This window comes from Pararhizobium sp. LjRoot235, assembly GCF_964254145.1.
In the GTDB taxonomy this organism is placed as follows: Bacteria; Pseudomonadota; Alphaproteobacteria; order Rhizobiales; family Rhizobiaceae; genus Pararhizobium.
In genome coordinates this window covers 551322-564642 of sequence record NZ_CAXUSP020000002.1, presented here as the reverse complement: position 1 = coordinate 564642, position 13321 = coordinate 551322, and the positions used below count along the sequence as shown (strand labels likewise).

Here is a 13321-nt window from a genome sequence, read left to right as displayed (position 1 = left end):
GAATCAATTGGCCGTGCCGACGTCGAGAAAATCATGGTGCTTACGTTTCCTCGCATACCCTTGAATATGTAGCACTTTCATGACGAAAATCCGGGACGGTGACCGAAGACTGACTGACTATCAGTCATAAGTCAATGGGTGTACTGTTGGATTTTTTCTAGCTTTTGGTGCATATTACTATTGACTGACCCTCAGTCATATGCAAACTCATGTGAGCCTCGGACGTGCAGGGGTGCAGTCCGCTTGACGGATCGTCAAGGACGCGCGGCTCCCAGAAGGGGCTGTAGTAGATCGTAATATGAAGGGATTGGCCCGTGACACTTCTTGGCGCAGCGGCGATATCCAGCCATCGAACAACGGAAATGACGATTCTGCGAAGTCTGGTCGCGGCACTCTCGGGCAAGGCCGACGAAGAACGCCGGCCCCAAGAAAGAGCGGTTCGGGCGTTGCGTGCAGGTGGGTTCCCATCCCACTTCGTGCCGGCGCCCTACGGCGGAGGAAAGTCGAGTTTTGTCGATTTATTGAGTGACGTTCAGTCAGTTGCGCAGGGGTGCGCATCGGCGGCGTGGTGCGCCACGATATATGCGGTCGCCAGCCGAATGGCAGGCTATCTGCCGGCGGAAGGGCAGCGCCAGATCTGGGGGAAGGGGGCGGACGTCCTCATTTCTGCTTCCTTCCGACCCTCTGGGAGTGCCTCCGCAGGGGGCACGGGATGGACGCTCAGCGGGCACTGGCACTATCTCTCGGGCATCACCTATGCCGACTGGGCACTGGTCTGTTTCGCTCCAAACGGCGAGGGTGCTCGGTATGCTGCCATTCCGGTATCGGAATTGCACATTGTCGACGATTGGTCGACGCTCGGCATGCGCGGGACGGGAAGCCACAGCGTCCAGCTAAATGAAGTATTCGTACCGCAGCATCGCACATTCCTGAAGCAGGACCTGTGGGGCGGCAAGGCGCGAGCCGTGGCCGGACCCTGCTACCAGGTTTCACCGGTTGACGGCGATCCGCCCCTCTTTGCAGGTGTCGCCTTGGGTGCTGCCCGCGCCGCGATCGATCTTTGGACAAGCCGTTGGCGCGATTTTCGGCCAGACAGCGAGATGGGCATCGCCTATGCGCGTTCCCTTGCGGAGCTCGATGCGGCCAGTCTGCTGCTGGAACGTGCATGTCGCGCCTCCGATACGGGGCTCTTGTCGGTGATCGATACCGGCAGGAACGGGCGCGATTCCTCCCTGGCGATCGAGTATATCCTGACGGCGATCGGGCGAATTTTCCGGCTGAGCGGGAGTCAGGCGCATTTCGATCAAAGCCCGGCTCTGCGCCACTGGAGGGATGTGCAGACCCTCGCGTCGCACGTGGCGCTACGGCAAGACCTGAATTTTTCGCAATACACCAAGGGCCTTTGGCAATCCCAGGAAAGCGTTGACCCGCGCGCGGCGTGATCCGCGTGTGGGCGAAAACAGCAGAGAGGCAGCACTTATGAAGCATATTCTCGAACCCGTTGCCGCAGTGCCGTGTACGGACATTTTTCTGGCCGAACCGGAGAACCCTCTCGATGCCGTCAAGGCATGGTTCGATCAGGCCATTTCGGCGAAGGTGTTGGAGCCGGGAGCGATGGCGTTGACGACACTGGGTGTCGACAGCGCCCTCTCCAGCAGGACCATTCAGGTTCTCGAAGTTGGCTGTGACGGTCTTGTTTTCGCGACGCATGCGGGCAGCCCGAAGGGCAGAGACATTGCTGAAACCGGGACGGTTTCCGGCGTGTGCTACTGGCGGGAACTGAAGCAGCAGGTCATCGTGAGCGGCCGCGCCGAGGTGCTTTGCTCGGCCGAGGCCGAGCGGCTCTGGCTTGGCCGGCCGAGAGAGGCCTGCGCGATGTCGATCGCCACCCGCCAGAGTCAGCCGTTGCTGGACGAGGCGGATTTGAAGGCGAGGGCAGCAATGTTGTCAGCGTCGTCCGATCGGCTCGAACGGCCAGCAGGCTGGCTTGGCTACCTCATTCGCCCAACAACGGTCGAGTTTTGGCAATTTTCGCCCGATCGGCTCTACAAGCGGCTTAAATACCAGACTACCCGGTCGGGCTGGACCCGGTATCGGCTCCAGCCTTGAGGGCCCTTCACGGGATTCACGGTCCAGATTGCAGGGAGAGGTAAGATGCGGCCCTTTGGTCAAACACACGCGAACTTTGATGCAAATACGAGGAATTTCCTGGTGGCATCCGGCTTTATGGGGCTGGCGAACGGCAGCTTCGACGCCGTCTTCAACTTCTACCTTGAAAATCAAGGCCTGGACAAAGTCGCCATCGGGCAGATCTATTCGATCTCCATGATCGGCATGGGGATCGCCGTCCTCCTGCAGGGGTTCGCGTCCCGGCGCTACGGCTTGCGGCCGGTTCATAGGCTGGCCTCCTGGCAGTTTGCGCTCACGCTGTTCCTCATCCCGCTGTGTCATTCGGTGCTCGTGACGAGTATCGTGCTGAGCTTCGTGTCCGGCGGCTTCATCGGCATGCTTTCGACCGGCGCCGCCATCTTCGGGAACCGCGTCAGCGCTGACAGGCGCGTCCAGCTGTTCAGCCTGTTCTTCGCGTCCTACTTGGTCTGCACCATGCTCGGCTCGGTCTTCGCCGCCGGCCTGAACTGGTTGCTGCTCATGTCGCCGGAACGGAGCTACGTTCTCCTCCTGCTTCTTTCCGGTGGATTTGCGCTCGTCATGTGCGGCTTTCGCGAAGCTTCCCTCAGAATGGGCGAGCCGGAGGAGGTGAAGAGTGTTCGCATACAGGGCATGAAACGGCACGATTGGCAGCCGTTGCTGATGCTGTTTGTATCCTCGTTCTTCCTCGGAGGGTCCATCCTTCTCGTCTTCCGCTTCTCGAACATCATCTTGACGTCCGACTACGGCCTGTCGGTGAGCACGAGCGCGGTCGTACTTGGTGCCGAAAAGATCTTTGCGCTCACGGGCGCGCTGCTGGCACCCTCGTTCAAGCGAATGGCCGCGCACCGCACGTTGATCCTGCTGATCACGGTGATTACGGCGCTCGCGCTTGCCATACAGGCGGCACTGCCGGCCATCGCCCTTTTCCTTGTCGTCTACTTCATGCGCATCGCCATGAACTATATGCTCATGCCCATTTTGGATGCGGTGACGATCTCCGCCTTCACCAAAGAGCAATCCATCATATCGACGACAAGCCGGCAGCTCGCCTTCTACATCGGCGGCGCTGCGGCGGCCTTCGCCTACGGATTGCTGCTGCAGGCGGGCCAATCGAGCATGGCGATTGCGCTTTCCGGCGTGATGGCGACGCTTGGCGGCCTGCTCCTGCTCTTGGTTCGTGAACACGAGCCGACGCTTGCCGCCGAGCTGATGCGGCAGGGTTCCGAACAAGCCGCTGCAAAAGCAGCTTAAACCTGGAGCGATACGATGAAGAACATTCTATTGGTTGCCGGCTTCGGTGGTCCCCCCATCGATTTTGCGCTGGCGCGCCTCAAGCCGCTTGGTCGCGTGCACGTGCTTTATACCGACACGCTTGCAGCGGCCAAGGTCGAGGCCATTCAACGGCTGGCCGATGTGGCGATCCGTTGCACAGTCAAAGACGAGGACGACCTTGCCGCTGCGGTCCTCGAGGCCATTAAGGCGTACCGGATCGATGGGGTTCTAACCCTGGATGAATTTTCGGTCGGTCCCGTTGCCGTGGCAGCGCGGCGCGCGGAACTGAATGGAGCCGGTCAGTATGTCCAGCTCTCCCGCAACAAGTGGCAGATGCGAAGCGCATTCGAGGCGGCAGGCGTGAAGAACCCGCCGTTCCGCCGTGTGACGAGCCTTGACGAGCTGAGGCGAGCGGTTGGCGAACTGCGACTGCCGGCGGTGCTCAAGATGACCGAGGGCGCAATGTCCGCGGGGCACACGATCATCGATGTCGGCGACGATCTCGAAGCGATCTGGATGAAGAACACCGCGTTAATCGAACGCCTCGCCGCCGAACGGTCTTTCGGCGTCGTAGACGGGCTGCTGGCTCCCGAATTCATTCTCGAGGAGATGATCGATGCCGATGCCACGTGGTGGTATGGCGACAGGCCTTTTGGCGACCTGGTCAGCGTCGAGGGCCTGGTGGTCAACGGCGTCTATCAGCCCATTGCCGTCACTTCGAAGTATCCGCTCGTACAGCCCTTTACGGAAATCGGGCAGATCACGCCGTCGATCCTGTCCCTGGACAAGCAGCAACTCATCGTGGACTTTGCGCGCAGAGCCGTGGACGCGCTCAAGCTCGAGACCTGCGCAACCCATACCGAGATCAAGCTGCAGGCCGATGGCGAACTCTGCATGGTGGAATCGGCAGCCCGCACGCCGGGAGCCCTCATGACCAGGCAAATCCTGGAAGTGTTCGACGTGGATATGATCGGCTGCCTCGCCCGGGCGCTCCTCGGAGAGGATTTCAATGTTCCGGGCTTCCAGCATCTCGCCAGGAATGGCGCAGCGGGACCGGTCGCGATCATCACGCAGGATTCCCGTGGCGTTCCGTGGGAAAGGCACCCGAAGGTCAACAAGGCGCTCGACCTTCGTCGATATCTCGATCCCGAGGTGGAATACGAGATCGCGTGGAGTGCGGACATCGAGAATGGTTCACGGTCAAGGGCCTACGACCCGCATCTCGGGTCGATGAACTACATTGCCAACGTTTTCCTGAAGGCCCCGACCGTCGATATTCTGATCCAGTCGCAGAGGCAGATCATGGACAGTGCGGAAAGGATCTTCATCGAGCAGGAATTGCACTGATCCGGATCTGCACTGCGGGTTCGGCGTGGTCCGTCTCACGATGACCAGGTAACTGACTGACGCAATTTTATTTTTGGAGACGGCGCCATGGGCGATGGCGGGCCGGAGGCCATTTGCGCGCCCTTCAAGCGGCGCTCAATAGGGAGATTGAACAATGAACATCGCAGTGGATACCTCTGCCGAGCCGGCGAGGAAACTTCAGACCGAGGCCGTCCACCGCCTGAAGCCGAACAGTGGTCTGCCCTATTGGGACAAGGCGGTGCTTGGGGGCTTCCAAGCGGGGCACCTGCCACAGTGGGCTCGGGATGGCTTAACATCGTTCCGGCGGGTCGTCCTGGATCAACGGTTCCCTTGCACCTTCGCGACAACGGCCGAGCGGAACGGTCAGCTGGTCTATGCGTTTGCTGAGACGGCGACCGAGAAAGGCGACGTCAAGCATATCGCCGACGCCATTGTCGCCTATTTGGACAGCCTTGCCGATCTTCCGCCGAACAAGGTGGATTTCCAGGTCCTGGTGGTCCTTATCAAGCCGATGATGGACAGCCCGCTTGAAGAGTACGGAACGATGGCGCAGGCTCTGTTGCAATCACTGCACGAATGCGATCCGGCTCCGTGGCCTGCCGAAATTCCCACCGACGAGAACGATCCGCTGTGGTCGTTCGCTTTCGCCGGCCGCGGCCTGTTCATCAATTTCTCGACGCCGGCAAATCACGCCCGGCTCTCCCGCAATCTGGGCGTCTGCATGGCTCTCATCATCTCACCGCGAGACGTCTTCGATCGGGTGGCGGGGCCGACTGACAAAGGCCGCCGCGTGCGAAGCATGATCCGAGAGCGGACAAAGGACTATGACGACGGCCTGCCCTTCGCGCCGTGGAGCTCATCTGCTTACGGCGAGGGCGCCGTCGGGACAGAGCGCAGCCAATATGTCCTGTCGGACGACAATGAGACGCCGATCTCCCTGTCTCTGAAGCAATGCCCCTTTCACGCAAAAAGCTAAGCCGCGACGAGATCAAGGAATTGCCATGCTGACGCCAACGCAAATAAGACAATTCGACGAGTCGGGATACATCTTGGTCCCCGACATTCTACTTGACGACCCGCTTTCCCAAATTCGCTCCGTCGCTCAGGACATGGGTGCGCGCGAACCGCACCGCAATTCCTGGAACGAACGATCCTGCTTCCGACGCCCGCATTTTCTCCGCATGTTCGACGCCCCGCTTCCCATCGGGGTCGCCGAAGCGTTGATCGGGCAGGACATGCAGTTGCTGCAGTTCGATCTTCTGCGGACGCGTTCGGACGACGCCGAACCGGAATGGCATCGCGACACGGATTTCTCCTGCAGCAAGACGCTGGCGATCAGCATGGCCATTTATCTACAGGACACGCCGGTCGGGGCGGGTCCACTGATGGTGGTTCCTGGGTCGCACCGCCGCGACGAGGGCCCCCCCACCCTCTATGGAAACCTGCCTGATCAAGTCCCGGTTCCGGTCAAAAGAGGCGCAGCTATCATTCACGACTCGGCGCTCTGGCATCGGGCATCGCTGGATGGCCCCGGTATCGATTGCTGGGCGCTCTTTCCAATCTTCGGGAGGTTCTGGATGAAACGGCGGGATGTCGACTGCCTTCAGCCGGCGCCGGCAACGGTGCTTGCCCTTACGGCCCCCCTGCAGCGTCAGCTCTTCGGCTTCAATCTTCGCGACCATGCTCCAACCTTCCTTGGCGGAGGTGAGCAGTATAACCGGCGCGGCGACGCGGGTGTCGATTTCTTGCCGTTGCAATGAACGTCATCATCGCAATTCGATTATAGTATTTCCTAGGAGGTATAGATGAATATCCTCGGCTTAAACTACATATTTCATGACGCATCTGCTTGCGTCATCTCGAACAACGAGATCAAATGCGCAATCGAGGAGGAACGGCTCTCACGGGAGAAGCACACCTCGAAGTTCCCCGTACGCGCTATTGCAAGATGCTTGAAGCAGGCCAATCTGACATTGGACGAAATCGACCACATCGCGATTTCGGTCAATCCGGATATCGCCGTTGCGAAGAAAGTGCAGTATGCTGCATCGCTCGGGGCGGCGGCGCGGGAGTTTCTGTATTCCGAGATCGGCGGCCAGAACCAGAAGCATCTGGCCTTCTGGAACTGGTACAACCACAGTTGGCCCGTGAGCAAGGCGCGCAGGCCGGACGTGCACTTCGTCGATCACCACTATTCCCATGCCATCGGTTCTTTCCACGTCTCGCCCTGGACCGAGGCGGCGGTGCTCGCCATCGACGGCGGCGGAGAGTGGCGAACCGTCTGGATGGGCGAGGCCAGGAATGGAGCGTTCTCGCAATTCAGCGAAACCCTTTTCCCGCACTCGCTCGGAACCTTCTATTCCGCGGTGACGGAATATTGCGGATTCAAGGTAGAATATGACGAGGGCAAGACGATGGGGCTCGCCCCGACCGGCGACCCGACGCGCTTCTTCGACATCGTCGATGAAATGGTGCGGGTCAAGGATGACGGCGCGGTGGAGCTCGATCTCTCCTGGTTCGACCTGCCGGCGTCCATCACGGGCCGGTTTTGCAGCGAAAAGCTGATAGCCGCTTTGGGGGTGCCCCGCGGGCCAGGTGAAGAGATTCGCGAGCATCATCGCGACGCGGCAGCGGCTTTCCAGGCGGTTCTGGAAAAGAATGTCCTGAAGATGACGTCGATGCTGGCTGCGAAGACGAAACTGCCCTTCCTCGTCCATTCCGGCGGTGTCGCGCTCAACAGTGTCGCCAACGGCAAGATTCTCCAGGCCGGCCACTTCGACGACATATACGTCATGCCCGGCGCGGGCGACAACGGAACGGCGATCGGCGCTGCGGCCTATGTCTACAAGGACATCCTCGGGAACCGGGAAAAGCTCTATCACGTCAATCCGTTCGTTGGGGACGAATATGCCAATCAGGAGATAGAACGCTTCCTGAAATCCGCGAAAGTTACCTATCGCAAGTCGGACGATGTATGCCTGGAGGCGGCCAGGTCACTTTCCGACGGCAAGATCATCGGCTGGTTTCAGGGAAAGATGGAGTTCGGACCGCGCGCGCTCGGCGGACGCAGCATCCTAGCCGATCCGACGCGCGCCGGCATGAAGGACAAGATCAACGCCGAAGTGAAGCACCGGGAGGCCTTCAGGCCGTTTGCGCCTTCCGTCATCGCGGAACGGGCCAGCGATTACTTCGAGACGACGGTCGAGGTGCCGTTCATGCTGACGGTCTTCCCAGTTCGCGAAGAAATGCGGGCAAAAATTCCGGCGATCGTCCATGTCGACGACACGGCCCGCCTACAAACGGTCCGACGGGATTGTAACGAACGGTATTACGACCTGATCCGTGAATTTGGAAAGCTGTCTGGCCATCCAGTGGTCCTGAACACCAGCTTCAACGTCATGGACGAGCCCATCGTCGCCAGTCCCTCCGACGCGGTCCGCTGCTTCTATTCCACAGGCATTGACATTCTCTATATCGGGGACTTCGTGCTGGAAAAGGAGCCGGCGAAGGCAACTCACGTCGAGCGTAGTATCCAAGTGCCGCAACTCAGCATCCATGGTGGCCTAAATTTGGTCTAGCCGATCCAGGCAACACCTGGCCTGTGCGCGCACCTTTGTTTCGGCCCTCTCCGTACGGCACGTGGAATGAAACCGCGCCTGGACCACGCGGTCCGAAAATACTGATACGCTGTGTGAGTCTTGAACGGAAGGCGCACGAAGTCACGAGTGCTCTGCAGCAATAAATTGATCGGACCGTGCGGCCGATTTTTGGTGGAATTTTTGAGGAGCGATTTCAAATGGCTTCATTTTGGGGGTGAGGTGATTTTTGGGCGATGCGTTGGTATGGCAAATTGGGCGTTAACTACCACTGGGCCCAGCATTACGCATCTGAGATGGAAAAGCGCCACCCTGCTGTCGCCGTTCCGGCTCGCTTTGGTGAAGATAGAGGGCGAAGATGTCCCAAGGCGGGGTGATGGAGAGTTGCCAGAGTATCCGGCCAACCTCGCCCCGATGATAACCTCCGTGCAGGGCAACATGGGTCAGCATTTCCTCTCTGGTCATATAACCCTTGTCGCCGTCGGTGAAAGTGAAGGGAATGGTCTCCGCCAGATTTTCCGGCGAGACGCCGCGAAGGTAATCGAGATACCATTGATCGGTAGATGCTACGGCAGCACGCAGTTCACCCAACGTTGGCGTCTCCTGCGTATTGTCGGAGGCATAGCCATGTTGCGCGCCAACTAGATGCGCTCCGAAGATTCGGGCCACGATGTAATAATGATTGATCAGCCGCAAGGCGGTGTGCAGCTCGACCCTGTGCCGTTCCTGATCCAAAGTCCCCAGTTTGTCGAAGAGGTCAGTATTTGCCCAGGCGTGATAGCCATACAGTTTTTGGAGCAACATGCTCATGAGGGCGGCCCTTCCAAGTTTGGGGAATACGAGGCTACTCACATTCTGTACAAGGCGGCTCCGTTGTCTACTTGCATTTCAACGCAGCAGTCGGGAATGCGCAAGCAGCCACGGCAGGCCCGTTCCCGCGCGACACGAAACGATCCTCTGGGCTGGTGCTCGAGCGATGAAGGGCCGGATTTACGACCAACAGGGTCCGCAGATTTGGCCAGAGTCATCGGTTCGCCGTATCAGTATTTTCCGGACAAGCTTTCTCTGGTCGATGCGATCTGCCGCCGGCATCTCGATGGCCGTCTCGTCGTTGTGCGAAACTCCAAAACCCCAGGGCTGTCACCCATGCAGTTCGTGGCGAACCTCGTTCGCGCGATGATTGCCGTCCATAGCATTTACCCTGGACCGCATAGGGTGTTGTTCGATGAATCCCCAAGTTCGGGCGACTATCGCAACCCCAACAGCGAGTTTGAATTTGAAATCGAATATCTCGGCTACTATGCAGAGGCAAGCTGTCGAAATCGCTAGCCCGGCAAGAGCGATCGAACCAACGCGCTGATCATTTCCGATGCGATAGACGGGGTGATTCACAATGCAGCGCGCCGTGGCATGTTGGGTGACCTCATGGTGCAGAGTGAACTCATCCGGCTTCGCGTGGGCGTTAAGGCGAGGCAACCTGCCACAACCATGCTGTTGCGCCACGCGGATCGAAACTATCTTCCGAGATAGTCATCGGTAGAAACCACTTCGGCGTAGGCGAAGGCCAAAGCTGCCATGAAGGACGCATGCACGTCGACAGCGGGGACGAGCCGCCCGCCAAACTCCATGTCTTTGGTGGCGACCGCGTCCTGGATGACGCTTGGCGAGAATCCGAAATCCGAAGCGGCGCGCACCACAGCGTCGATGCACATGTGGCTCATGGCTCCGGCCACCACGACGTTTGTGATACTCCGTTCTTCAAGAAGGTCCTTCAGGCCGGTATCGAGGAAAGCGTTGATGTTCGACTTTGTCAGAACAGGTTCGTCGCCTGCGGGTGAAACGAGGGCGTGGATTTCCGCGCCCCACGTTGCAGGTACGAAGAAGGTCGCATCGGGCTCCCTTGCGTGATGGCGGATGTGGATGACACAAGCGCCTTTGGAGCGAAAATCATCGAGAACCCGACGTGCGTTGGTTGCGGCCGCCAGGGGAGCGACAAGTGGGAGCGCGCCACCTTCAAAGTAGTCGTTCTGAAAGTCGACCAAAATCAATGCTTTCCGAGACATTTTTCCTCCTTTGATCATGGCTGGTTTGCAAAATCTTGATGTGTATCGGTGGCCTTCTTCATAACCCAAACCGGTCTCGCATTCCGTACCACCAAGCGCCGAGGACGGTAAGAGGAACCCTTAGCGCCTTCCCGCCCGGAAACGGCAGACTGGGAAGCGACGCCCAGACATCGAAGCGTTCGGCCTGGCCGGCCGCCATTTCGCCCAGGATCTTGCCGAGCAGATGCGTCGTGGTGACACCATGGCCGCTGTCGCCATGCGAAAAGAACACGGTGTCGGAAATGCGTCCGACATGCGGAATGCGGGTCAGGGTGAGGGCAAAGTTTCCGCTCCAGGCAAATTCGATCCTCGCCTTTGCCAATGCCGGAAACGTCTTGAGCATGTTCGGTTGAATGATCGCGGTGAGGTTCTTGGGATCCTGGCCGCCATAGCCGATGCCGCCGCCATAGAGGAGGCGGTTGTCGGCGGTGCGGCGGTAATAGTCGAGCACATAATTGGCGTCCTCGACGCAATAGTCTGCCGGCAGCAGTCCTTCGATTAATTTGGGTTCCAGAGGCTCGGTGACCATGACCTGGCTGGACACCGGCATCATCCGGTCTGTTATTTTCGTAAACAACTTGCCGAGATAGGCATTGCCGCAGATCAGGACATGTTTCGCCCGCACCGTACCCTTCGACGTGGCAACGACCGGGTCGTTTCCAGTTCCGATCTTTTCGACGCGAGAATTTTCGAAGATGATGGCGCCTAGCGACTCCGCGGCCGCGGCCTCGCCGAGCACAAGATTGAGCGGATGAATATGGCCGCCGCACTTGTCGATCAAGCCACCGACATAGCGATCGGTCTTTACATATTTGGACACGGCCGCATGCGAGACCATCTCCAGATGTTCATGCCCGTGTCTCTCCCACTTTGCCTTGACGGCTTCCAGGCTGCGGATCTGCTTTTGGGTGAATGCGGCGAAGAAGCCGCCATGGCGGAGATCGCAATCGATGGCGTATTTCTCGATCCTTCCGCGGATGATGTCGCCGCCTTCGAGCGACATCGCCCCGAGCGCGCGAGCTTTCTCCTGGCCATAGCGCCGCTCGATCGTTTCAAGATCGCGGCTGTAGCCGTTGACGATCTGGCCGCCATTGCGGCCGGAGGCACCAAAGCCGATGCGCTCGGCTTCGAGGACGACGACTTTGTAGCCGCGTTCCGACAGTTCGAGCGCGGCAGAAATACCGGTGAAGCCGGCGCCGACGATACAGACATCGGCCGCGATCTCTCCCTGCAGAGCCGGGCGGACCGATTTTTGATTGGCCGACGCCGCATACCAGGACGCGGCGTGGCCCGGATTGGAGGCGAATTGTGCGTGAGTGGTCATGACTACACCGTCCTGATATAGGCGTCGTACTCGACATCTGTGACGCGGAGCGAGAACTCCGACAGTTCCTGTTGCTTGCAACTGGCGTAGAGCGAACGAAAGGCCGGCCCTAACGCGCTATAGGCGAAGCCGGACTTTGAAAAGCGCTGCAGGGCATAGTCCCAGTTGGTCGGCAGCGGCTCATGATCGAGCGCATGGTCGTCCCCAGTGATCTCGCCTCCAGGCTTCACTTTCATGTTCATGCCCATCAGGGCTGCATCCAAGATAAGGGCCAAGACGAGATACGGATTGCTGTCGGCGCCGGCGACGCGGTGTTCGATCCGGGTTGCGGGCTTGCTGGTCGTGATCACGCGAACCGCCGCGGAACGGTTGTCATAGCCCCATGAAGCATACGTTGGTGCGTGTTCGCTCGGGCGCAGGCGTCGGTAGGAATTCGCATGCGGCGCGAATACGGCCATGCTGTCCCCCATGTTCTGCAATAGCCCGCCGACGGAATGGAGCAGCGTCTCCGCGGGTTGGTCGCCGCCGACGAAAATGTTGCGGCCTTTCTCGTCCAGGATCGAGAAGTGCACATGCATGCCGCTTCCCGCCTGGGTGCCGTAGGGTTTTGCCATGAAAGTGGCGTCGAGATCGTGCTTGCGCGCAACGCCTTTGACGATGCGCTTGAGGAGCACGGCATAGTCTGCGGCCTTCAGGGCGTCCGGTACGTGTTTCAAGTTGATCTCGTATTGACCGGGACCGTTCTCGCGCAGCGTCGTATCGGCCGGTACAGCCTGCGCGCGGCAGGTTGTCGAAATCTCATGGAACACATCCTCGAAATCCTGCAATTCCGCGATCGACAAGACCTGGGTTTGACCCGTATGCCAGCGGCCCTCGCGCGTATTGGGTGGGCGCACCGGATCGAGCGCCGAGCGCACCGGGTCGATGAGATAGAATTCGAGCTCGGTTGCGACGACCGGCGTGAGGCCCCGTTTCCGGTATCGTTCGAGAACGGCCGCAAGCACCTGGCGCGGGTCTCCGTAAAAGCCGGTCCCATCCATATTGCGCATGGAGAGCAGCACTTGCGCTGTCGGCCTTTTCAGCCAGCTGATGCGGGCGAGCGATCCCGCAACGGGAAAGCACATCCCGTCCGGGTCGCCCGTCCCCTCGGCGAGGCCCGCCGCATTGACGTCCCGGCCCCAGACATCGAGAGCGTAGACGGAGCGCGGGATCGCCATGCCCTTTGTCAACACCTCGACCGCGCGTTCCCGCGGGATCCATTTGCCGCGCGGCACGCCATTGACGTCGATCACGAACGCCTCGAGCACTTCGATATCGGGATTGTTGCGAAAGAATTCTATGGCTTCGTGTTCATCAATCATGATCCACCAGATCGGTCCTCAAATCGCTGCATGAATTGCAGAAAACGCATGCGGGGCGGTGTCTTTTGCAAGCGGTGCGACCCAGCGGCCGCCAATGTAGAACCGCAGGTAATTGTTGAAGGGCATGGTCTTTGCCGGAAAGATGGA

12 protein-coding genes are annotated in these 13321 nt (G+C 59.4%); 8 read left to right on the top strand and 4 right to left on the bottom strand.

From position 1 onward, the window contains the following. Positions 1 to 599 precede the first annotated feature (599 nt). The 7 genes from ACSQ2Z_RS23395 to ACSQ2Z_RS23365 all read left to right on the top strand — a co-directional run bounded on the left by ACSQ2Z_RS23395 (position 600) and on the right by ACSQ2Z_RS23365 (position 8369). Positions 600 to 1442 carry a hypothetical protein gene (locus ACSQ2Z_RS23395; protein ID WP_436083618.1) on the top strand — a complete coding sequence of 281 codons (843 nt, stop codon included), beginning with the start codon at positions 600 to 602 and terminating at the stop codon, positions 1440 to 1442. 37 nt (positions 1443 to 1479) lie between these two features. Beyond that, on the top strand, positions 1480 to 2109 hold the full coding sequence (locus ACSQ2Z_RS23390; RefSeq protein ID WP_436083617.1) for a pyridoxal 5'-phosphate synthase: 630 nt from the start codon (positions 1480 to 1482) through the stop codon (positions 2107 to 2109). Between the two features lie 102 nt (positions 2110 to 2211). Beyond that, positions 2212 to 3402: an MFS transporter gene (locus ACSQ2Z_RS23385; protein WP_436083616.1), complete on the top strand. Its 1191-nt coding sequence runs from the start codon at positions 2212 to 2214 to the stop codon at positions 3400 to 3402. A 15-nt stretch (positions 3403 to 3417) separates the two neighbouring features. Then, a complete protein-coding gene (locus ACSQ2Z_RS23380) occupies positions 3418 to 4770 on the top strand; it encodes an ATP-grasp domain-containing protein (RefSeq protein WP_436083615.1) in 1353 nt (450 codons plus the stop codon). Between the two features lie 154 nt (positions 4771 to 4924). Beyond that, on the top strand, positions 4925 to 5767 hold the full coding sequence (locus ACSQ2Z_RS23375; RefSeq protein ID WP_436083614.1) for a YqcI/YcgG family protein: 843 nt from the start codon (positions 4925 to 4927) through the stop codon (positions 5765 to 5767). Positions 5768 to 5792: 25 nt separating this feature from the next. Next, a complete protein-coding gene (locus tag ACSQ2Z_RS23370) occupies positions 5793 to 6551 on the top strand; it encodes a phytanoyl-CoA dioxygenase family protein (protein ID WP_436083613.1) in 759 nt (252 codons plus the stop codon). Positions 6552 to 6596: 45 nt separating this feature from the next. Next, positions 6597 to 8369 (top strand): carbamoyltransferase family protein, encoded by a 1773-nt coding sequence (locus tag ACSQ2Z_RS23365; protein WP_436083612.1) that lies wholly within the window; start codon positions 6597 to 6599, stop codon positions 8367 to 8369. 279 nt (positions 8370 to 8648) lie between these two features. Here ACSQ2Z_RS23365 and ACSQ2Z_RS23360 read toward each other — a convergent pair whose 3' ends face one another. Then, positions 8649 to 9197, bottom strand: a complete 549-nt coding sequence (locus tag ACSQ2Z_RS23360; RefSeq protein ID WP_436083611.1) for a DinB family protein — start codon at positions 9195 to 9197, stop codon at positions 8649 to 8651. 96 nt (positions 9198 to 9293) lie between these two features. On the opposite strand from ACSQ2Z_RS23360, the gene ACSQ2Z_RS23355 reads away from it, so the two are divergent. Continuing rightward, positions 9294 to 9716, top strand: coding sequence for a TetR/AcrR family transcriptional regulator (locus ACSQ2Z_RS23355; RefSeq protein WP_436083610.1), 423 nt, complete (start codon positions 9294 to 9296; stop codon positions 9714 to 9716). A gap of 185 nt (positions 9717 to 9901) precedes the next feature. Here the strand turns inward: ACSQ2Z_RS23355 and ACSQ2Z_RS23350 are convergent, their stop codons facing one another. Genes ACSQ2Z_RS23350 through ACSQ2Z_RS23340 form a run of 3 tightly spaced genes read right to left on the bottom strand, consistent with a single transcriptional unit; the run spans position 9902 to position 13174 of the window. Further along, positions 9902 to 10468: a cysteine hydrolase family protein gene (locus ACSQ2Z_RS23350; protein WP_436083609.1), complete on the bottom strand. Its 567-nt coding sequence runs from the start codon at positions 10466 to 10468 to the stop codon at positions 9902 to 9904. 40 nt (positions 10469 to 10508) lie between these two features. Next, positions 10509 to 11813, bottom strand: a complete 1305-nt coding sequence (locus tag ACSQ2Z_RS23345; RefSeq protein WP_436083608.1) for an NAD(P)/FAD-dependent oxidoreductase — start codon at positions 11811 to 11813, stop codon at positions 10509 to 10511. A gap of 2 nt (positions 11814 to 11815) precedes the next feature. After that, positions 11816 to 13174, bottom strand: coding sequence for a glutamine synthetase family protein (locus ACSQ2Z_RS23340; RefSeq protein WP_436083607.1), 1359 nt, complete (start codon positions 13172 to 13174; stop codon positions 11816 to 11818). Positions 13175 to 13321 lie beyond the last annotated feature (147 nt).